The sequence below is a fragment of the Geodermatophilus sp. URMC 61 genome (genome assembly GCF_052931555.1).
The window spans coordinates 4,732,026-4,750,352 of record NZ_JBRFHZ010000002.1 but is presented as its reverse complement, the minus strand read 5'-3'; the positions used below and the strand labels follow the sequence as shown (position 1 = coordinate 4,750,352).

The 18,327-nt window shown below is 75.3% G+C and carries 19 protein-coding genes, 2 tRNA genes and 1 other RNA gene; 13 read left to right on the top strand and 9 right to left on the bottom strand.

The annotated features are described in order from the left end of the window. Positions 1-13: 13 nt before the first annotated feature. Positions 14-406, top strand: coding sequence for a metalloregulator ArsR/SmtB family transcription factor (locus ACU610_RS22140; protein ID WP_446769846.1), 393 nt, complete (start codon positions 14-16; stop codon positions 404-406). After that, positions 403-885 (top strand): SRPBCC family protein, encoded by a 483-nt coding sequence (locus tag ACU610_RS22135; RefSeq protein ID WP_446769845.1) that lies wholly within the window; start codon positions 403-405, stop codon positions 883-885. Before ACU610_RS22140 ends, ACU610_RS22135 begins: the two co-directional genes overlap by 4 nt. Positions 886-961: 76 nt before the next feature. Here ACU610_RS22135 and ACU610_RS22130 read toward each other — a convergent pair whose 3' ends face one another. Next, positions 962-3,286 carry a DNA polymerase III subunit gamma and tau gene (locus tag ACU610_RS22130; RefSeq protein WP_446769844.1) on the bottom strand — a complete coding sequence of 775 codons (2,325 nt, stop codon included), beginning with the start codon at positions 3,284-3,286 and terminating at the stop codon, positions 962-964. Between the two features lie 485 nt (positions 3,287-3,771). Continuing rightward, an RNA gene (gene ffs / locus ACU610_RS22125) (signal recognition particle sRNA small type) lies at positions 3,772-3,867 on the bottom strand. Positions 3,868-4,072: 205 nt separating this feature from the next. Between ffs and ACU610_RS22120 the strand changes: the two genes are divergently transcribed. After that, entirely contained in the window at positions 4,073-5,074 is a 1,002-nt protein-coding gene (locus ACU610_RS22120) for a DMT family transporter (RefSeq protein ID WP_446769843.1), read from the top strand. Between the two features lie 53 nt (positions 5,075-5,127). On the opposite strand, the gene ACU610_RS22115 is transcribed toward ACU610_RS22120, so the two are convergent. Then, positions 5,128-5,212, bottom strand: a tRNA-Ser gene (locus tag ACU610_RS22115). A 164-nt stretch (positions 5,213-5,376) separates the two neighbouring features. Between ACU610_RS22115 and ACU610_RS22110 the strand changes: the two genes are divergently transcribed. Both ACU610_RS22110 and ACU610_RS22105 read left to right on the top strand, forming a co-directional pair. Beyond that, positions 5,377-5,724 (top strand): hypothetical protein, encoded by a 348-nt coding sequence (locus tag ACU610_RS22110; RefSeq protein WP_446769842.1) that lies wholly within the window; start codon positions 5,377-5,379, stop codon positions 5,722-5,724. Between the two features lie 41 nt (positions 5,725-5,765). Beyond that, on the top strand, positions 5,766-7,400 hold the full coding sequence (locus ACU610_RS22105) for a protein kinase domain-containing protein (RefSeq protein ID WP_446769841.1): 1,635 nt from the start codon (positions 5,766-5,768) through the stop codon (positions 7,398-7,400). A 106-nt stretch (positions 7,401-7,506) separates the two neighbouring features. On the opposite strand, the gene ACU610_RS22100 is transcribed toward ACU610_RS22105, so the two are convergent. The 5 genes from ACU610_RS22100 to ACU610_RS22080 form a co-directional block, all read right to left on the bottom strand. Further along, a tRNA-Ser gene (locus tag ACU610_RS22100) sits at positions 7,507-7,591 on the bottom strand. A gap of 10 nt (positions 7,592-7,601) precedes the next feature. After that, positions 7,602-8,066: a nucleoside deaminase gene (locus tag ACU610_RS22095; RefSeq protein ID WP_446769840.1), complete on the bottom strand. Its 465-nt coding sequence runs from the start codon at positions 8,064-8,066 to the stop codon at positions 7,602-7,604. A 97-nt stretch (positions 8,067-8,163) separates the two neighbouring features. Then, a complete protein-coding gene (locus tag ACU610_RS22090) occupies positions 8,164-8,823 on the bottom strand; it encodes an HAD-IA family hydrolase (RefSeq protein ID WP_446769839.1) in 660 nt (219 codons plus the stop codon). Continuing rightward, a complete protein-coding gene (locus ACU610_RS22085; RefSeq protein ID WP_446769838.1) occupies positions 8,820-9,317 on the bottom strand; it encodes a tRNA adenosine deaminase-associated protein in 498 nt (165 codons plus the stop codon). Before ACU610_RS22085 ends, ACU610_RS22090 begins: the two co-directional genes overlap by 4 nt. Then, positions 9,314-10,024 (bottom strand): O-methyltransferase, encoded by a 711-nt coding sequence (locus ACU610_RS22080; RefSeq protein WP_446769837.1) that lies wholly within the window; start codon positions 10,022-10,024, stop codon positions 9,314-9,316. Before ACU610_RS22080 ends, ACU610_RS22085 begins: the two co-directional genes overlap by 4 nt. On the opposite strand from ACU610_RS22080, the gene ACU610_RS22075 reads away from it, so the two are divergent. The 3 genes from ACU610_RS22075 to ACU610_RS22065 are packed head-to-tail and all read left to right on the top strand — an operon-like array spanning position 10,023 to position 11,647. Beyond that, positions 10,023-10,463 carry a PaaI family thioesterase gene (locus tag ACU610_RS22075; protein ID WP_446769836.1) on the top strand — a complete coding sequence of 147 codons (441 nt, stop codon included), beginning with the start codon at positions 10,023-10,025 and terminating at the stop codon, positions 10,461-10,463. The genes ACU610_RS22080 and ACU610_RS22075 overlap by 2 nt on opposite strands. Next, positions 10,460-11,377: a prephenate dehydrogenase/arogenate dehydrogenase family protein gene (locus tag ACU610_RS22070; RefSeq protein WP_446769835.1), complete on the top strand. Its 918-nt coding sequence runs from the start codon at positions 10,460-10,462 to the stop codon at positions 11,375-11,377. The genes ACU610_RS22075 and ACU610_RS22070 overlap by 4 nt, the downstream gene beginning before the upstream one ends. A 36-nt stretch (positions 11,378-11,413) precedes the next feature. Beyond that, positions 11,414-11,647, top strand: a complete 234-nt coding sequence (locus ACU610_RS22065; RefSeq protein ID WP_446769834.1) for a DUF2630 family protein — start codon at positions 11,414-11,416, stop codon at positions 11,645-11,647. Between the two features lie 125 nt (positions 11,648-11,772). On the opposite strand, the gene ACU610_RS22060 is transcribed toward ACU610_RS22065, so the two are convergent. Further along, positions 11,773-12,993, bottom strand: coding sequence for a PucR family transcriptional regulator (locus ACU610_RS22060; RefSeq protein ID WP_446769833.1), 1,221 nt, complete (start codon positions 12,991-12,993; stop codon positions 11,773-11,775). Between the two features lie 166 nt (positions 12,994-13,159). Here ACU610_RS22060 and ACU610_RS22055 point away from each other — a divergent pair, with 166 nt between their 5' ends. From ACU610_RS22055 to ACU610_RS22035, 5 genes are read left to right on the top strand one after another with little or no spacing between them, the layout of a single operon-like run. Continuing rightward, positions 13,160-14,035: an ABC transporter ATP-binding protein gene (locus tag ACU610_RS22055; RefSeq protein ID WP_446769832.1), complete on the top strand. Its 876-nt coding sequence runs from the start codon at positions 13,160-13,162 to the stop codon at positions 14,033-14,035. Further along, complete coding sequence (locus tag ACU610_RS22050; protein ID WP_446769831.1) at positions 14,028-14,795, top strand: ABC transporter ATP-binding protein; 768 nt, start codon at positions 14,028-14,030, stop codon at positions 14,793-14,795. The genes ACU610_RS22055 and ACU610_RS22050 overlap by 8 nt, the downstream gene beginning before the upstream one ends. A gap of 57 nt (positions 14,796-14,852) precedes the next feature. Next, entirely contained in the window at positions 14,853-15,737 is an 885-nt protein-coding gene (locus tag ACU610_RS22045) for a branched-chain amino acid ABC transporter permease (RefSeq protein WP_446769830.1), read from the top strand. A 4-nt stretch (positions 15,738-15,741) separates the two neighbouring features. Beyond that, positions 15,742-16,908 carry a branched-chain amino acid ABC transporter permease gene (locus ACU610_RS22040; RefSeq protein ID WP_446769829.1) on the top strand — a complete coding sequence of 389 codons (1,167 nt, stop codon included), beginning with the start codon at positions 15,742-15,744 and terminating at the stop codon, positions 16,906-16,908. A 55-nt stretch (positions 16,909-16,963) separates the two neighbouring features. Beyond that, on the top strand, positions 16,964-18,313 hold the full coding sequence (locus ACU610_RS22035; protein WP_446769828.1) for an ABC transporter substrate-binding protein: 1,350 nt from the start codon (positions 16,964-16,966) through the stop codon (positions 18,311-18,313). Positions 18,314-18,327 lie beyond the last annotated feature (14 nt).

Sequence of the window (18,327 nt, the reverse complement as noted above, 5' to 3'; positions counted from 1 at the left end):
AGGAGGGCACCCGATGGCCGCCGATCCGCTCTCCCGGGTCTTCGCGGCCCTGGCCGACCCCACCCGGCGCGACATGGTCGCCCGACTGGCGGTGGCCGACGCCACGGTCGGCGAACTCGCCGAGCCCTACGACGTGAGCGTCCAGGCCGTCTCCAAGCACCTGCGGGTGCTGGAGGACGCCGGCCTGGTCAGCCGCAGCCGCGACGCCCAGCGCCGCCCGGTCCACCTGGAGGCGGAGGTCTTCGACCTCATGACGAAGTGGATCGAGCGCTACCGGCGGCAGGCCGAGGAGCGCTACCGCCGTCTCGACGACGTCCTCCGGTCGATGCCGGACGACGTCTCCCCTACCCACCCCACCGGCGTCCCGGACACACCCACCACCCCACACGGAGGGAACCCGTCATGACCACCAGCACGCACGAGACCCGGATCGACGTCGACCCCGAGGTCCCGCTGGTCCGCATCACCCGCGAGTTCGACGCGCCGCCGGCCAAGGTGTTCCGCGCCCACACCGACCCGGAGCTGGTCGTCCAGTGGCTCGGCCCGCGCGGTCTCGAGATGACGATCGACCACTACGACTGCCGCACGGGCGGCTCCTACCGCTACGTGCACCGGCAGGACGGCGAGGAGTACGGCTTCCACGGCTGCTTCCACGAGGTGCGCCCGGACGAGCTGATCGTGCAGACCTTCACCTTCGAGGGCATGCCCGACGGCGTCGCGCTGGAGAAGCTGGTCCTCGAGGACCTCGGCGACGGCCGCACCCGGCTGACCTCGACCTCGCTGGTCGACTCCTTCGCCGACCGGGACGCCATGGTCGCCAGCGGCATGGAGGTCGGCATCCGCGAGGGCTACGAGCGCCTCGACGAGGTCCTCACACAGGACTGAGCTCGAGGGGCGGCGACGAGCGGCCCCTCTGCAGGGCCCCGCCGCGAGCTTGCGAGCGGTGGGGGGAGAGGGGTCCTTACTCGATGGGGCGCGCGCCGAGGTGGGTGCGCAGCAGTGACAGCGCCGCCTGCTCGGGGTCGACCCCCGGCTCGGGCCCCCGGTCGCCGCCGGCCCCCTCGGCGGCCCGCTCGGCCATGAGCTCGCTCGCCTCGGCCGCCTCCGCAGCCCGCGCCGCCTCCCGGGCGGCCTCCGGGGAGACGGCGCGGCCGGACGCCGGCTGGCCGGGCGCGTCGACGACGGTCTGCACCTTCCAGCGGACGCCGAGCAGCTCCTGCAGCGCCGTGCGGACGACGTCCTTGTTCAGGTCGTCGCCGAGCATCTTGGCCAGCGCCGGCGAGGTCATCGACAGGGTCAGCGTGCCGTTGGCGACGTCGTGCACCTGGGCGGACTTGAGCAGCGCCTCGGTGGTCCGCTTGTGCCGGCGGACGACGGTCAGCAGCTCGGACCACACCCGGCGGACGTCGCCGGCGTCCAGCTCGCCGTCGCCGGCCGGCTCGGGCGGGTTGGCCGTGACCACCGGCATCGGCTCGCTGCCGCGCGGTGCCGGCGAGGACTCCGCAGCGGCCCGCGGCGCGGACGTCGCGGCCGGGCGCGGCTGCTCCACCCGCGCTGCCGCGGCCGCGGCTGCGGCCGGCTGAGGCGGGTGCGGCCAGTCCTCGTCGTCGGGCGGCTCCGGCGGCAGCGGGATGTCCGGCTCCCCGGTGGCGCCCCGGGACCGCCGCTCCGCGGCCGCGGCCGGTGCGGGGGCCGGGGCGCTCGGGCGGGACGGCGCACCGGAGCCGGGCGGGGTGGTCTCCGGCCACCCGTCGTCGGCCGTGGCAGCGGGACGCGCGGGGACGCCCGACCCGGGCCTGGCGGTCTCCGGCCAGCCGTCGGCCGGCGGGCGGGCCGCGGCCGGCTCGGACCGGGCGGCCTCGGTGCGCACCGGCTCGGTCGGCTCCGGCTGGGCGCGGGCGGGCTCCGCACGGGCTGGCTCGGCGCGGGGAGGCTCGGGAGCGGGCCGCGGCGCCGGCTGTGCGGGCGCGCTCGGGGCCTGGGCGGCCTGCGACTTGCGCACGAACTCACGCACCGGACGGGTGGGCTGCTCGGATGTGGTGTCGGCGGGCTCCGGCCGCGCCTCGCGGACCGGCGCGGCGGAGCCGGTGGGCTCGGTCGCCGGCCGGCCGGCGTGCTCGCCGGCGATGGACATCCGCCGCTCGAGGCGCTCCAGCCGCTGGAGGGTGGCCACTTCCGAACCGTCGGTGGCCGGCAGCAGCATCCGGGCGCACACCAGCTCGAGCAGCAGCCGCGGGGCCGTCGTCCCCCGCATCTCGGTCAGGCCGGCGTGCACCGTGTCGGCCATCCGCGACAGCGTGGCCGAGCCGAGCGCCTGGGCCTGCGAGCCCATCAGGTCCAGCCGGTCGGGCGGGCAGTCGAGCAGGCCGTTGCCCCCGGCGTCCGGGACGGCGTCGAGCACGATGAGGTCGCGCAGCCGGTCGAGCAGGTCGGTGGCGAAGCGGCGTGGGTCGTGCCCGGCCTCCACGACCCGGTCGACGGCGCGGAAGACGCCGGGCGCGTCGTGCGCGGCGAGGGCGTCGATCGTCTCGTCGAGCAGCGCGTCGTCGGTGACGCCGAGCAGGCCGACGGCGTCCTTGTAGGTGACGCCCTCGGACCCGGCACCGGCGAGCAGCTGGTCGAGGATGGACAGCGAGTCGCGGACCGAGCCGCCGCCGGCGCGCACCACCAGCGGGAAGACGGTCGGCTCGACCTGCACGCCCTCGGCGGCGCAGGTCTTCTCCAGGAGGCCGCGCAGCGTCGTCGGCGGCACCAGGCGGAACGGGTAGTGGTGCGTGCGGGAGCGGATGGTGGGCAGCACCTTGTCCGGCTCGGTGGTCGCGAAGACGAAGACGAGGAACTCCGGCGGCTCCTCGACCACCTTGAGCAGGGCGTTGAAGCCCTGCGTGGTGACCATGTGCGCCTCGTCGACGATGTAGACCTTGTAGCGGCTGTTCACCGGCGCGAAGAAGGCCCGCTCGCGCAGGTCACGGGCGTCGTCGACACCCCCGTGGCTGGCCGCGTCGATCTCGATGACGTCGATCGAGCCGGGGCCGTCGGGCGCCAGCGACACGCAGGACGTGCACACGCCGCACGGGGTGGACGTCGGCCCCTGCTCGCAGTTCAGCGACCGGGCGAGGATGCGCGCCGAGGAGGTCTTGCCGCACCCACGCGGACCGCTGAACAGGTAGGCGTGGTTGATCCGCCCCCCGTCGACGGCGTTGACCAGCGGGGTGGTCACGTGCTCCTGCCCCACCACCTCGGCGAAGGTCGCCGGGCGGTACTTCCGGTAGAGCGCCAGAGCCACGCAGGCAGGTTACGCGGAGAGGCGGACACGACCGTGGAGCTCGCCAGGTGACGTGGAGTGCCCGGCGCGGGGTGACGGAGCCGTCCCGGTCGGGGACGGCAGGCGGGCTGGAGTGGACCCGTCGCGGGGCCCGGAGGGTGCCCCCACGGGGACACGGGCAGCGGCTCAGCGACGGTCGGGGACGGCACCTGGCCGCGGTGTCGGGTCGAGGAGTGGGGCCGGAGGCCTCCGCGACGAGGCCCGGGGGGAGCTCCACGCGGCAGGGGCACGGCACCTGGCCGCGGTGTCGGGTCGAGGAGTGGGGGCCGGAGGCCTCCGCGACGAGGCCCGGGGGGAGCTCCACGCGGCAGGGGCACGGCACCTGGCCGCGGTGTCGGGTCGAGGAGTGGGGGCCGGAGGCCTCCGCGACGAGGCCCGGGTGGAGCTCCACGCAGCAGGGGCACGGCACCTGGCCGCGGTGCGGTCCGGAGGACCGCGATGAGAAGAGCAAGGACCCCCCGCGCACCCGCCAGAGCCCGCTTATCCTTGCTGCCTTCCGGCCCTGGGGAGGTTCACAGGGTGACGCCACACGAGGGGTCTGCGCACCACTGTAGGGCAAACCCCCGCGCGGTGAGCGTGTGCCCCTCGCTAGCCTCTGGGCCATGACGCACCAGCACGCCCTCGTGCTGCCCCCGCCGCGCTCCTGACCCGGAGCACCGAGGGCTGATCTGATCCCGGCACCAGCTGCCGGGCTCCTGCGCCGTGCTCCGGACCGCCATCTCCCGATCCGGACCGTCCAGGAGCGTCATGTCCACCCGTTCGACCACCTCTGCCGCGTCGCGCGGCTTCCTGCTCGTCGTCCTCGCCGCCCTCTGCTGGGGCACCTCCGGTGTGAGCGGCCGCGTCGTGGCCGACCGCACCGACCTCGGCCCGCTGGACATCGCCTGGCACCGCATGGCCATCGGCGCCGTCGTCCTGCTCGCCGGGTACCTGCTCACCCGGCGCCGCGGGCGGTCGGCCGCCGTCCCGCTGACCCGCCCGCTCGCCGTCCGGCTGGCCCTGGTGGCCGCCGGGCTGGCCGTCTTCCAGCTGGCCTACTTCGCCGCCGTGGCGACGGCTGGCGTCAGCGTCTCGACGCTCGTCGCGCTCGGGCTGGCGCCGCTGCTCATCGCGCTCGGGGGGACGGCCCTGGGCGCGGGCCGGCCGGACCGCGCCACCTCCACCGCCCTGGCCGCGGCGCTCGTCGGCCTGGTGCTGCTCGTCGGCCTCACCGCCGGCGCCTCGGCCGGGACGGCGGTGCTGCTGGGCGCGCTGCTGGCGGGTGGGTCGGCCCTGGGCTACGCGGTCGTCACGCTGGCCGCCGGGGACGTCCCGGCCGGTGTCCCGGTGACCCTGGTCGGCTTCGTGGGCGGTGCGCTGCTGCTGACCCCGGTGGCCCTGACGGCGGGTCTGGACCTCACCAGCGATCCCGTGGCGCTCGCGACGCTGCTCTACCTCGGGACGGTGCCGAGCGCCGCGGCCTACGTGCTGTTCTTCCGCGGGCTGCAGACGGTGCCCGGCGCGGTCGCCGGCATCGTGACGCTGCTGGAGCCGGTGACGGCGACGGTGCTGGCCACGGCCTTCCTCGGCGAGCGGCTGCCGCTCGGCGCGCTGGCCGGCGGTGTGCTGGTGCTGGCGGCCGTGGCCGGCCTCTACCTGCGGCGACCGGCCGGGGTCGAGGGCGAGGCCGTAGCCGAGCACGTGGCCGAGGGCGAGGCCGTGCGTGAGGCCGTGGCCGTGCGTGAGGCCGTGGCGGAGCCGCTCGGCTGAGACCGCCCGGAGACGACGGAGGCCGGGCCCCGAGGGGGGCCCGGCCTTCCCGGCGGAGGATGGGAGATTCGAACTCCCGAGGGGTTGCCCCCAACCCGCTTTCCAAGCGAGCGCCATAGGCCACTAGGCGAATCCTCCAACTGCGCCCGCCAGGATACCGGTCCCCGCGCGACGGGTCGCCCGCGGCACCCGGCGCGGCGTGCCCACCGACGCGACACGGGGGGTGGTTACGCCTCCACCCGGTGGGGCACGCTGCACCGGACGTCGAACACCGGCACGCCGACGACAGGAGAACAGCCCCCATGAGCGAGACCGACCGGCTCCGGCCCGACGTCGTGGAGGCGATCGTGGCGGTCCTCAAGGGGGCCGACCCATCCCAGCTGCCGGCCTCGGCGACGAAGGAGGAGAAGGACGCCGCCAAGGACCGGTACCTCTCCGAGTTCGTCGCCGAGCGCAGCAAGCGCGACCGGCAGACGCGCGCCTGGGAGCTGCTGCTGACCCGCAGCTACGACGAGCCCCCGACCTGGCAGCGCCTCTTCGACGACCTGTCCGCCGACGTGGTCGAGGAGCTCGGCGAGCTCTACGACGTCCTGCCGGCGGGTGCCCAGGAGGAGTACGCCCGCCGGTACGGCGTCCCGTCGGGCGTCTGACCGCGGCTCCCGGTGCCGGCGGCGGACAGGGAGGACCCACGGTGAGCGGACCTGGCCACCTCGTGGCCGGGCGCTACCGCCTGCTCGAGCGCATCGGCGGGGGCGGCATGGGAGCCATCTGGTTGGCCTCCGACGAGCGGCTCGGGCGCCGGGTCGCCGTCAAGCAGGTGCTCCCGCCCCCGACCGCCGACGAGACCGTCATCGCCCAGCAGCGTCAGCGGGCGCTGCGCGAGGGCCGGATCGCCGCGCGGCTGTCCCACCCCCACGCCGTCGCCGTCTACGACGTCGCCCTCGAGGACGGCGCGCCGTGGCTGGTGATGGAGTACCTGCCCTCCCGCAGCCTGGCCGAGGTGCTGCACGAGGACGGCGTCCTGCCGGTCGACCAGGTGGCGCAGATCGGCGCCCAGGTGGCCGACGCGCTGGCCGCCACGCACGCCGCCGGCATCGTGCACCGCGACGTGAAGCCGGCCAACGTGCTCATCGGGCGAGGGCCGCGGGTCGAGGGCCTGGTCAAGATCACCGACTTCGGCATCTCGCACGCCCGCGACGACGTGACGCTCACCCAGACCGGCCAGATCACCGGCACGCCGGCCTTCCTCGCCCCCGAGGTCGCACGCGGCGGCGAGGTGGTGCCGGAGAGCGACGTCTTCTCACTGGGCGCGACCCTCTACACCTGCCTGGAGGGCCAGCCGCCGTTCGGCATGGACGACAACGCCCTGCGGCTGCTGCACCGGGTCGCGGGCGGTCAGGTGATCCCGCCGCGCCGCGCCGGCTCGCTGACCGGCGCGCTCACCCGGATGATGGCCGCCGACCCGGCCGACCGGCCGACGATGACGGAGGTCCGCGACGAGCTCGCCCGCCTGGCGGTCGGCCGGGACGGCGACCCCACCACGGTGCTGATGGCGCGCACGAGGCTGGGGTCCTCCGGCAACCGGGAGCGGACGAGGGAGATGGGCACCGGCGTGCTGCCGGCCGCCGGTGCGGGCGCTGCCGCTGCGTCCGCCGCCCCCGATCCCGGTACCGCCGTCCAGGACGTGCCCGCCGGACCCCCCGGCTGGGCGGGCCCCCCGCGCCGACCGGAGCGGCGGCGCGGGCCGGTGCTGGCCGCGCTCCTGCTGCTCGCCGTCCTGCTGGCCGGCGGTGGCGCGTTCTGGCTCTCCACCCGCGGCGACGCCGGGACCAGCGCCGACGCGCCCGGCCCGTCGTCCCCGCCCGCCGACGACACCAGCCCCGCGGCGGAGGAGCGCGTGCCGCAACCGGAGTCCCCGACGCCGGACACGCCGGACAGCCCGGAGGCCGGGCCGACGCCGTCGGCCACCGAGGAGGCCCCGACGAGCGAGCCGTCGTCGGACGGCCCGGAGCAGGTCGTCGAGGACACCCTGGACCGGTACTACGGCCTGCTCCCCGACGACCCCGACGCGGCCTACGACCTGACCGGCCCGTTCCTGCGGTCCCAGGCCAGCCCCGGCTACTTCCGCGACTTCTGGGAGCCCTGGGCGGAGGTCGAGCTGCGCGGCGTGCGCGGCGTGCGGCAGGACGAGGCCGGCGTCATCACGGCCACCACCGAGGTCCGGTTCACCGGTGAGGACGGCCGCGAGCAGACCGAGCGGCACCAGGTCCGCCTCGTGCAGGACGACGACGGGAACTGGCTGGTCGACCTGGACCTGGTGGCCTGATGGAGGACCCCGTCCTCCCCGCCCCTCGCAGGCTCGGGGCGGTGCCCTGGACGGGGCCGGAACCACGACGGCGGCGCCCCGGAGTCGGGACGCCGCCGTCGATCTGCGGTGGCGGTGGGATTTGAACCCACGGAGGCTTGCACCTCACACGCTTTCGAGGCGTGCTCCTTCGGCCGCTCGGACACGCCACCGTCGAACAGACTACAGGCCCCGCTGACGGCGGAAGAACGCGCGTAGGAGCGTGGCGGACTCCTCGGCCCGGACCCCGCCGGTGACCTGCGGTCGGTGGTTGAGCCGGCGGTCGCGGACGACGTCCCACAGCGACCCGGCCGCACCCGCCTTGGGGTCGTCGGCGCCGTAGACCACCCGCTCCACGCGGGCCAGCACGCTCGCTCCGGCGCACATGGTGCAGGGCTCGAGGGTGACCACGAGCGTCGTCCCGGTCAGGCGCCAGCCGTCGCCGTGGACCCGCGCGGCGGCGCGCAGCGCGAGGACCTCGGCGTGCGCGGTCGGGTCACCCCGCTTCTCCCGCTCGTTGGCGGCCTCGGCGAGCACGGTCCCGTCCGGCCCGAGGACGACGGCGCCGATGGGCGTGTCACCCCACCCGACCGCGGCTGCGGCCAGTTCGAGCGCGCGGCCCATCGCGGCGTCGACGTCCACGGTCACCGGGTGGTCCCCCCGACGCTCTCCCCCTGCCCCGCATGGTGGGCAGCGGGAGAGGACGCCGGAGGTGAGTCATGCCGGGCGGCGACTGGGGGAGCGCTCACCGCGCCGCGCCGTCCCGCAGGTCGATGCCGACCAGCGCCGACAGCTCGTCCAGGGCGGTGGCCGGGTCGACGACCTTGATCGTGTGCATGCCCATCGCCCGGGCCGGCTTGAGGTTGATGCCGAGGTCGTCGAGGTAGGCGCAGTCCGAGAAGGCCAGGTCCCGGCCGACCGCCTGCGAGAGCCGGGCCAGCGCGCGGCGGTAGATCTCCGGTTCGGGCTTGCGCACGCCCTCCACCGAGGACTCGACCACCGCGTCGAACAGCTCCAGCAGCTCCCCCAGCCGGCCGGTGCGCTCCATCGGCGAGACGTTGTTCGACAACAGCGCCAGGGGCACACCCGCCGCGCGCAGCCGCCGCACCGCCTCGACCATCTGCGGCCGGACCTCGCCGGCCAGCGCGGCCAGCACCCGCCGGGCGTCCACCCGGTGCCCCGCGGCCAGGGCCTCGGCCTCGAAGGCGTCGGTGAACCCGGCGGCGTCGAGCTCGTTGCGCTCGAAGCGGGCCCAGGCGTTGGTGTCGGGGTCGGTGCTGTTGAGCCGCACGATGAGGCCCTCGGGCAGCCCGGCCTCGGCCTCGTAGGCGGCGAAGGCGGTCATCGGGCTGTCGGTGATCACCCCGCCGAGGTCGAAGACGACCGCGGTCGCCACGGCGCTCACGGCGTCACCGCCGCGGCCAGCTCGTCGGCGAAGCCCAGCCGGGCGGCGATCGCGGCGACCATCTCGTCGGCCCAGAGGTCGTCGGCGGTGACGATCGGCCGCAGCTCCTCGGCCCGCAGCCCGTCGTCGGCGAAGACGTCGAGGTCCCCACCGGGCCAGCCGGTCTCGTCGTCGTCGAAGGCGCTCTCGGCGTCGACCGCGATGCCGTAGCGCTCCACCACCTCGGCGGCGAGCAGCCACTCCTGCATGGTGGCGTCGGAGATCAGCGCCCGCACCAGCCCACCCGGCCCGTGCCGGAGGACGACGAAGTACAGCCGCGAGTCGACGACCACGACGAACGGACCCGGCCAGTCCTCGGCACCCGGGTCGCCCAGCGCCCGCTCCAGGGCCGGCAGCTCGTCCCCGGCGTCCGCCGCGAGCAGCTCCACCTGCCAGCCCCCGCCCGGACGGCTCACCCGCACCGCCCAGCTGGCCGGCGTCTCCGGCGCGTTCATCGGCGCCGCAGCACGGTCAGGCCGTCGGACAGCGGCAGCAGCACCGTCTCCCAGCGGGGGTCGGCGGCCAGTGCGGCGTTGAGCTCGACGAGCGCGTGGTCGTCGTCGTTCTGCGGGTCGAGCACGCGGCCGTTGCGCAGGGTGTTGTCCAGCAGCACCACGCCGCCGTCGGTCATGCGCGGGTGCAGCTGGTCGACGTAGTCGGCGTAGCCGGTCTTGTCCGCGTCGACGAAGGCCAGGTCGAAGGTCGGCTCGGCCGGCAGCGCCCGCAGCGACTCGTGCGCGTCGCCCAGCCGCAGCTCGATCCGGTCGGCCAGCCCCGTGCGGGCCCAGTACCGCCGCGCCACCGCCGTCCACTCCTCGCTGGTGTCCAGGCACAGCAGCGAGCCGTCGTCGGGGAGCCCGCGGGCTACGCAGAGCGCGGAGTAGCCGGTGAAGGTGCCGATCTCGACCGCCCGGCGGACGCCGAGGGCCCGGGTGAGCAGCTGCATGAAGGTGCCCTGCTCGGGCGCGATCTGGAAGGTCGGCGGCGCCTCGCCGCGGTCGGCCATGGCGGCGGTCTCGGCGAGCAGGTCGGCCGCGACGTCGTCCGGTCGCTCGGAGCTGGCCCGGACGTAGTCGGCGAGCTCCGGGGTGAGGAGGAACGACCGCGGCGTCATGGGGTGGAGCCGCAGGTCGACAAGGAGGCCGTCATAGCCTCCGATCATGGCCGATCCCGCCCCGGACGACGGAGCCGATGTCGCTCCCGCGCTGTTCGCCCAGTTGGCCGCCGACCCGCTGGCCGACCTGCTGGGCATCGTCCTCGAGCAGGTGCGGCCCGGGTACGCGCGCGCGGTGATGACGGTGGGCCCGCAGCTGCTCAACGCGGTCGGCACCGCGCACGGCGGCGCGACGATGGCCCTGCTCGACGTCGTCCACGCGGCGGTCAGCAACAGCCACGGCACGGTCGCGGTGGCCCAGGACGTGCACACCGAGTTCCTCGCCCCCGGCCGGCCGGGCGACCGGCTGGTCGCCGAGGGCACCGAGGTGCACCGCAGCCGGCGCACCGCCGTCTACCGCATCGAGGCCCGCGCCCAGGACGGCCGGCTGGTGGCCACGGCGCTGGCCCGGGTGTTCCGCACCGAGACGGCCTGGGAGGACCGGTGACCTCCTTCCCCGTGCCGACGATGCCCGCTCCCCCGGTCGGCGTCGTCGGGCTGGGCCAGCTGGGCGGGTCGCTGGCCGCCGCCCTCGTCGCGGCCGGCCGGGAGGTGACCGGCTGGGACGTCGACCCCGCGGCCCGGGAGGCCGCCGCCGCGCGGGGGGTGCGGATCGCCCGCGAGCTCGGCGGCGTCGTCGTCCTCGCCGTCCCGCTGCCGGCGATGGCCGTGGCGCTGACGGGGCTCGACGTCGACCCGGACGCCACCGTCACCGACCTCGGGTCGGTCAAGGCACCGGTGCTCGCCGAGCTGGGGCCGGTGCTGGGCGGGCGCTACGTCGGCGGACACCCGATGTGCGGCACCGAGCGCTCCGGGCACGAGGCGACCGACCCGGGCCTGTTCACCGGTGCCCGGTGGGCGCTGTGCCTGGAACCGGGCACCGAGCTGCCGCGCTGGCTGCGGGTGGCGGAGGTGGCGCTGGCCGTCGGGGCCGAGGTGGTGCCGGCGACGGCGGCCGAGCACGACGACGCCGTCGCCGCGGTCAGCCACGTGCCGCACCTGCTGGCGGCGGCCCTCGCCGCCGCCGTCGGGGAGGCCGGCCCGCTGGCGCTGGCGCTGGCCGCCGGCAGCTTCCGCGACGGCACCCGGGTGATCGGCAGCGATCCGGACTTCGTCACCGCGATGGTGCAGGGCAACGCCGGCCCGACGGCGGCCGCGCTGGCCCGGGTGCTCGAGCAGCTGGCGCGTCCGTGGCCGGAGCTGGTGGCCGCCGGGCACGCCGTGCGCGCGGGCGGCCCGGAGGGACGGCGTCCGGTGCGGGTGCCGCTGGAGCGGGCCGCGCTGCTGTCGCTCGGCCGGGCCGGCGGCGCGGTCACCCGGCGGCTGGCGGCGTTCGTCGAGGGCTACCTGCCCGAACGGTGACCGTTTCGCCCGCGTCGCGGCGGGCAGGGAGCGTCCATGGACGACAGCGAGATCCGCAGCCGCATCGAGGCGCTGGTCGAGGAGGAGCGCCGACTGCGGGAGAGCGGCGAGCACACCGACGAGCAGCGCGCCCGCCTCCGGCAGATCGAGGAGGACCGCGACCAGCTCTGGGACCTGCTGCGCCAGCGGGACGCCAAGCGCCAGTACGGCGAGGACCCCGACGAGGCCCGGCCCCGGCCCGAGCACCAGGTGGAGGGCTACCTCCAGTGAGGAGAACGCAGATCCGCGCGGTGCGACGAACGCAGGTCCGCGGCCCCGTCCAGCGGCCCTCCTGCAGGGTCCCGCCGCGAGCCTGCGAGCCCGGAGGGGGACGGGGTCCTTGCGGGGGTCCTCTCTCAGGCCGGGCCGCGGTCGGGGCACCGCGCCCGCGTGCCGAGCAGGGCGAGGTGCCACAGCAGCCGGGCGCGCGGGTCGGTCACCCGGTGCCCGGTCAACGACTCGATGCGCCGCAGCCGGTGCATGACCGTGTTGCGGTGGCAGTAGAGCTCGTCGGCCGCGCGGGTCGGTGACCCGTCGGCGGCGAGGTACGCGGCCAGGGTGTCCAGCAGCACCGCCTGCTCCTCCTCGGGCAGCTCGAGCAGCCGCCCCAGGGAGCGTTCGACCAGCCGGGAGCTGATCTCCGGGGAGTTGGTCAGCAGCGCCTCCGGCAGCCGGTCGTCGATGGTGACGACCCGGGGATCGTCCGGGGGCAGCGTGCGCGCCGCCGTCTCGGCCAGCCGGTAGGCCCCCGCGGTCGCGGCCGCGCCCTCGACGACGTCGGACACGCCGACCGGACCGGTCGCCAGGGCGCTCAGCCAGCTCAGCACCTCCGCCGTCGAGCGGGCGCCGAGCACGAGCACGCCCACCTGGGCGCCGGACCGGGTGCCCCACACCGAGCGCACCCCGCGCCGGGCCAGCGCCGGGCCGGGATCGGGCAGCGTCGGCTCCCCGTGCCGGTCCGGGGGCGCGACGACCGCGAGCAGCCGGCCGGCCAGCGGCACCCCGAGCAGCTCGGAGGCGGTCCGCACGAACGTCGGGTCACCCCCGCGGCCGTCCAGCAGCCCCTCGAGCACGCGCTGCCGCGCCGCGTCGTCGGCCGCCGCCAGCAGGCGTTGCTCCTCGCGGTAGCCGTCGGCGACGGCGGCGCACTCCGCGTCGTTCGTGCGCCACACCGAGCCCGCGACCTCCAGCAGCCAGGTGTCGTGCCCGGTGCCGCGCTCGCGGGAGACCAGCAGCAGCGTCTCCCACAGCAGCTGCCCGCCCAGCCGGTAGGCGCGCAGCACCACCTCGAGCGGGATGCCCTGGTGCGCCCGGCGGCGGCCGACGTCGCGCGCCCGGGCCCGCAGCGTCGGGGGGTCGGCGGAGGCCCGCCCGCCCAGGCTGTGCACACCCCGCTCCAGTCCGGCGCGTGCGGAGGCGCGCAGCTCGGCGGTGTCGGCGGCCGACATGGCCCGGTACGCGGGCTCGGTGCGCAGCAGGACGTCGAGCATCCGGTCGGCCATGGCGTCGAGCCGGTCGGCCAGGTGCGGGGCCAGCTCGCCCAGGCGGGCAGCCACCTCCGGTGGGAACTGCTGCACCCGACCTCCTTCCGCGTGACGCGCCGCACTCAGCACACCACGGTGGGGTGATCACTGTGCTCACCGCCCATTGTGACGACCCTCACCGGACCGCAGGCTTCCGGGGACGCATCCGCGACCAGATCGTCGCCCACCCGCCGGGCGGCCTCCCCGGACCAGAGGAGACGTGGGCCCCTTGGCGCAGCCGCCAACGACAGCCGGCAGCAGCTCCGCGCACCAGGACCGACCGCCCACCGCCCGGCTCGAGATGACCGGCATCAGCGTCGCCTTCGGCGGCGTCGCCGCGCTGTCCGACGTCTCCCTGACCGTCGAGCCCGGCCAGGTGCACGGCCTGATCGGCCCCAACGGCGCGGGCAAGACGACCCTGTTCAACGTCGCCTGCGGGCTGGTCCGCCCGGACGAGGGCCGGATCGTGTGGAACGGCGCCGAGCTGCGCCGGCTGCGGCCCAGCAAGCTGACCCGCCTGGGCATCGCGCGCACCCTGCAGGGCGTCGGCCTGTTCCGCGGGCTGACCGTGCTCGAGAACGTGATGGTCGGCGCCCACCGCCACGCGAGGGCCGGGTTCTTCTCCGCGCTGTTCGCCGTCCCGACGTCGGACCGCGACGAGGCACGGCTGCGTGCCCGGGCGCTGGCCGCCCTCGACGAGCTCGACGCCACCGCCTTCGCCGGCCGCTACCCCGACTCGCTGCCCTACCCGGTGCAGAAGCGGGTCGCCCTGGCCCGGGCGCTGGTCGCCGACCCCGCCCTGCTGCTGCTCGACGAGCCCGCCAGCGGCCTGTCCGAGGACGAGATGCACGAGCTCGGCGACCACATCCAGCGGCTGTCGGCGCGGATGAGCGTGCTGCTCGTCGAGCACCACATGGACCTGGTCATGCGCGTGTGCGACCACATCACCGTGCTGGACTCCGGCCGGCAGATCGCTGCCGGGACCCCCGCCGAGGTGCAGGCCGACCCGGCCGTCACCGAGGCCTACCTGGGCGACGAGGTCGACGTGGTCAGCGACGCCGCGGCCCTCACCGCGGCCGACGGACGGGATGGCTGACGTGGCCGGGGCGACCAGGGCGGCCGGCGCCGCCGGGAGGGCGGCGACCGCCGTCCCCGTGCTGGAGGTCTCCGACCTCTCCGCCTCCTACGGCCCGGTGCGGGCGCTGGACGGCGTCTCGCTGACCGCCGAGGCCGGCCGGGTGACCGCCGTCCTCGGGGCCAACGGCGCCGGGAAGACGACGCTGCTGCGCACGATCAGCGGACTGGTGCGCAGCACCGGCGGACGGGTGACGCTCGACGGCACCGACATCACCCGTGCCCCGGTCGAGGCGATGGTGCAGAAGGGCATGGCGCACGTGCCCGAGGGCCGCGGCGTGATCGCCGAGCTGACCGTCGACGAGAACCTGCGCGTCGGGTCGCTGTTCCGCGGCCGGGTCGGCACGGAGGAGTTCGACCGGGTCTACGACCTGTTCCCGCGGATCGCCGAGCGACGCGACAACCCGGCGCACACGCTCTCCGGCGGTGAGCGGCAGATGCTCGTCATCGGCCGCGCGCTGCTCGCCCGCCCGAAGATCCTGCTGCTCGACGAGCCCTCGCTGGGCCTGGCCCCGCGGATCGTCGCGCAGATCTTCGGCCTGGTGCGCCGGCTGGTCGACGAGGAGGGCCTGTCGGTCCTGCTGGTCGAGCAGAACGCCCGCAGCGCCCTCTCGGTCGCCGACGTCGGGGTCGTGCTCAACCTCGGCCGGGTGGTCGTGACCGACGAGGCCGCCCGGCTCGCGGCCGACGAGGACCTGCGGCACGCCTACCTGGGGTTCTGACCGCCCCGCCCCACCCCGCTCCTGATCGCCCACCCCACTGTCGGGAGGCACCTCTCCGTGCGTCAGTTCGTCAACGTCACCCTCTCGGGGCTGACCGAGGGCATGGTCTACGCCGCCTTCGCCCTCGCCCTGGTGCTGATCTGGCGGTCCACCCGGATCGTCAACTTCGCCCAGGGCTCCATGGCCGCCGCGACGACGTTCATCGCGCTGGCCCTCGTCCAGGCCGGCCAGTCGTACTGGGTCGCGTTCGCCGTCGCCCTGGTCAGCGGCTTCGTCCTCGGCGCGGTGGTCGAGCGGGTCGTCGTCCGCCCGGTGGAGGGCGGCCCGGAGCTCAACGCCGTCATCGTGACCCTGGGGCTCTTCGTCGCGATCCAGGCGCTGATCGCGATCGTGTTCGGCTCGTCGTTCCAGTCGTTCCCCGCGCCGTTCGGGCTCGAGGGCTTCTCCGTCGGCGGCCAGCGGATCGCCTTCACGCCGAACAGCCTGTACGTGGTCGGCGCCGTCGTCGTCACGATGCTGCTGCTGGTGGTGCTGTTCCGGTACACCCGCGTGGGGCTGGCGATGCGCGCCTCCGCGTTCGGCCAGGAGGTCGCCCGGCTGCTCGGCGTCCGGGTGGGCCGGATGCTGACCCTCGGGTGGGCCCTGGCCGCCGTCGTCGGCTCGCTGGCCGGGCTGCTCATCGCCGGCGGCGAGTTCGTCTACCCCGCCTACATGGACTCGCTGATCGTTTTCGGTTTCGTCGCGGCGGTGCTCGGCGGGCTCGACTCGCCGATCGGCGCCATCGTGGGCGGCCTCCTGCTCGGGCTCGCGCTGAGCTACGTCAGCGGCTACCTGCCCCGGGGCAGCGCCCTGGTCAACATCGCCGCCCTGGTCATCCTCATGGTGGTGCTCCTCGTGCGCCCCGGTGGCCTGTTCGCCAGCAGCACGGCCCGGAGGGCGTGACCCGATGACCCAGCACCGGTCCGCGCCGTCCACCGCCTCCACCGGGGAGCTGACCTCCGACTCCCCCGTCGAGGCGACCGCCGCCGCGAACGCGCCGTCCACCGGCGCCCGCCGCGGCCGCTCGCTGCTGCCGTCGAACACGCTGCTGCGCCACCTGCTCGTCCTGCTGGTCTGCGCGGTGGGCGCGGTGGTCCTGCTCGAGGTCACCGACGCGTTCACCAACTCCCAGCTGGCGCAGCTGACCTACTACGCCATCGCCGCCGGCGGCCTGACCGTGCTGACCGGCCTGAACGGGCAGATCTCGCTCGGCCACGGCGCGCTGATGGCCGTCGGCGCCTACACGACCGCGCTGTTCCTGGACGCCGACGAGCCGCTGCCCCTGCCGGTGGTCCTGCTGGTCGCGGTGCTGCTCGCCACCGTGGTGGGCGCGCTCGTGGGGGTCGCCGCCGCCCGGCTGCACGGTCCCTACCTGGCCGGCGCGACCCTGGCGCTGGCCGTCGGCCTGCCCAGCCTCGCCATCCACTTCCACGACACCCTCGGCGGCGAGCAGGGCCTGCGGGTCCGCGCCCCGCAGGCGCCCCAGGCGTTCGACGACTTCATCGGCCTGGTGTCGGGCAACTCCGCCTCGAACACCAAGTGGCTGGCCTACGTCGGCACCATCTGCCTGCTGGTCACCTACTTCCTGCTGGCCAACCTGGTGCGCAGCCGGATCGGGCGGACCTGGCGGGCGGTGCGCGACCAGGAGGTCGCCGCCGAGCTCGCCGGGATCGACCTGGGTGTCTGGCGGGTGCTGGCCTTCGTGGTGAGCGCGGCCGCCGCCGGGCTGGCCGGTGGCGTGCTGGCGCTGGTGGTGCGCCTGGCCGCCCCCAGCGGCTTCACCCTCGTGCTCTCCCTCGGCCTGCTGACCGCCATCGTGCTCGGCGGCCTCGGCAGCCTGCTGGGGGCCCTGCTCGGATCGGCGCTGCTGGTCTTCCTCCCGCCGTTCGTCACCGACCTCGGCGCCGACCTCGGCCTGGACAGCACCGAGGCCGCCCAGCTGGCGCCGTTCGTCTACGGCGTCGTCCTCATCGTGGCGATGGTCTTCGCCCCCGCGGGCTTCGTCGGCACCATCCGGCAGCGCTGGCACGGCGCCCGCGCCCGGCGCGCCGCCCGCGACGCCGCGCAGGCCTGACCCGCTCCCCCACAGACTCCCGGCGTCCGCGTCCGGGCACCCAGAAGGAGAACCGTTGAGCACATCGACCCGGCGCCTCACCCGGCTCCTCGCCGCGGCCACCGTCGCCTCGACCCTCGCCGCCTGCGGTGGCGGCGGCGGGGACGACGCCGGCAGTGGCGGGGGTGGCGGGGGCGCCAACGAGGCCTCCGACACCGGCATCACCGAGGACACCATCAAGCTGGGCGCGCACTACCCGCTGACCGGTGTCGCGGCGCCCGGGTACAGCGAGATCCCGACCGGCGTCGACGCCTACTTCGACTACGTCAACGCCAACGGCGGGGTCAACGGCCGGCAGATCGAGTACATCTACAAGGACGACGCCTACAACCCGACCAACACCAGCCAGGTCGTCAACCAGCTGGTGCTCGAGGACGAGGTGTTCGCGATCGTCGGCGGCCTCGGCACCCCGACGCACAGCGCCGTCCTGGACTTCCTCAACAGCGAGGGCGTGCCGGACCTCTTCGTCTCCTCCGGCTCGCTGCTGTGGGGCGACAACCCGCAGGACTTCCCGTACACCTTCGGCTGGCAGACCGACTACGAGAGCGAGGGGAAGATCATCGGCAAGTACATCGCCGAGAACTTCCCGGACGCCAAGGTCGGCCTGTTCCTGCAGGACGACGACTTCGGCGAGAACGGCGAGAAGGGCATCCGCCAGTACATCGACGCCCAGGTCGTCGCCGCCGAGCGCTACACGCCGGGCAACACCAACGTCGGCCCGCAGATCGCGGCGCTGCAGGCGGCCGGGGCGGACTTCGTCGTCGGCTTCAACGTGCCCAGCTACACCGCGCTGTCCCAGCTCGCCGCCGCCCAGCTGGGCTACGACCCGCAGTGGTTCTACTCCAACGTCGGCTCCGACCCCGCGCTGGTCGGCTCGCTGCTGAACAACTTCTCCAAGGGCGCGGTCAGCGGTGAGAGCGCGCTGGACGGGGTGCTGACGACCGACTACCTGCCGACGGTCGACGACACCGACGACCCCTGGATCCAGCTGTTCCAGAGGGTCTGGGACGAGTCCGGCCAGGAGGGTGAGCTGACCAACTACCGGGTCTACGGCATGGCGCAGGCCTACACCACCGTGCAGGCCCTGCAGGCGGCCGGGCAGAACCCGACCCGCGACGACCTGGTCGCCGCCGTCGAGTCCGTCGGCGCCCGGTGGGAGGGGCCGGTGTTCGCGCCGTTCCGGTACTCGGAGGACAGCCACATGGGCACCAGCGGCATGGGGATCAGCCGGATCGTCGGCAACGGCTCCGAGGAGGTCCAGCCGATCCAGACCACCGACATCGGGGACGCCGAGATCGAGCCCTTCGACGGCCAGCCGGCCACCCCGCCGGCGAACGGCATCCCGTCGGAGCAGCCGGCGAACTGAAAGAGGACCCCGTC

Coding starts and splice junctions, on each gene's coding strand:
- ACU610_RS22140 (WP_446769846.1), top strand. CDS start 14: ATGGCCGCCGATCCGCTCTCCCGGGTCTTCGCGGCCCTGGCCGACCCC.
- ACU610_RS22135 (WP_446769845.1), top strand. CDS start 403: ATGACCACCAGCACGCACGAGACCCGGATCGACGTCGACCCCGAGGTC.
- ACU610_RS22120 (WP_446769843.1), top strand. CDS start 4,073: ATGTCCACCCGTTCGACCACCTCTGCCGCGTCGCGCGGCTTCCTGCTC.
- ACU610_RS22110 (WP_446769842.1), top strand. CDS start 5,377: ATGAGCGAGACCGACCGGCTCCGGCCCGACGTCGTGGAGGCGATCGTG.
- ACU610_RS22085 (WP_446769838.1), bottom strand. CDS start 9,317: ATGAACGCGCCGGAGACGCCGGCCAGCTGGGCGGTGCGGGTGAGCCGT.
- ACU610_RS22075 (WP_446769836.1), top strand. CDS start 10,023: ATGGCCGATCCCGCCCCGGACGACGGAGCCGATGTCGCTCCCGCGCTG.
- ACU610_RS22080 (WP_446769837.1), bottom strand. CDS start 10,024: ATGATCGGAGGCTATGACGGCCTCCTTGTCGACCTGCGGCTCCACCCC.
- ACU610_RS22065 (WP_446769834.1), top strand. CDS start 11,414: ATGGACGACAGCGAGATCCGCAGCCGCATCGAGGCGCTGGTCGAGGAG.
- ACU610_RS22050 (WP_446769831.1), top strand. CDS start 14,028: ATGGCTGACGTGGCCGGGGCGACCAGGGCGGCCGGCGCCGCCGGGAGG.
- ACU610_RS22040 (WP_446769829.1), top strand. CDS start 15,742: ATGACCCAGCACCGGTCCGCGCCGTCCACCGCCTCCACCGGGGAGCTG.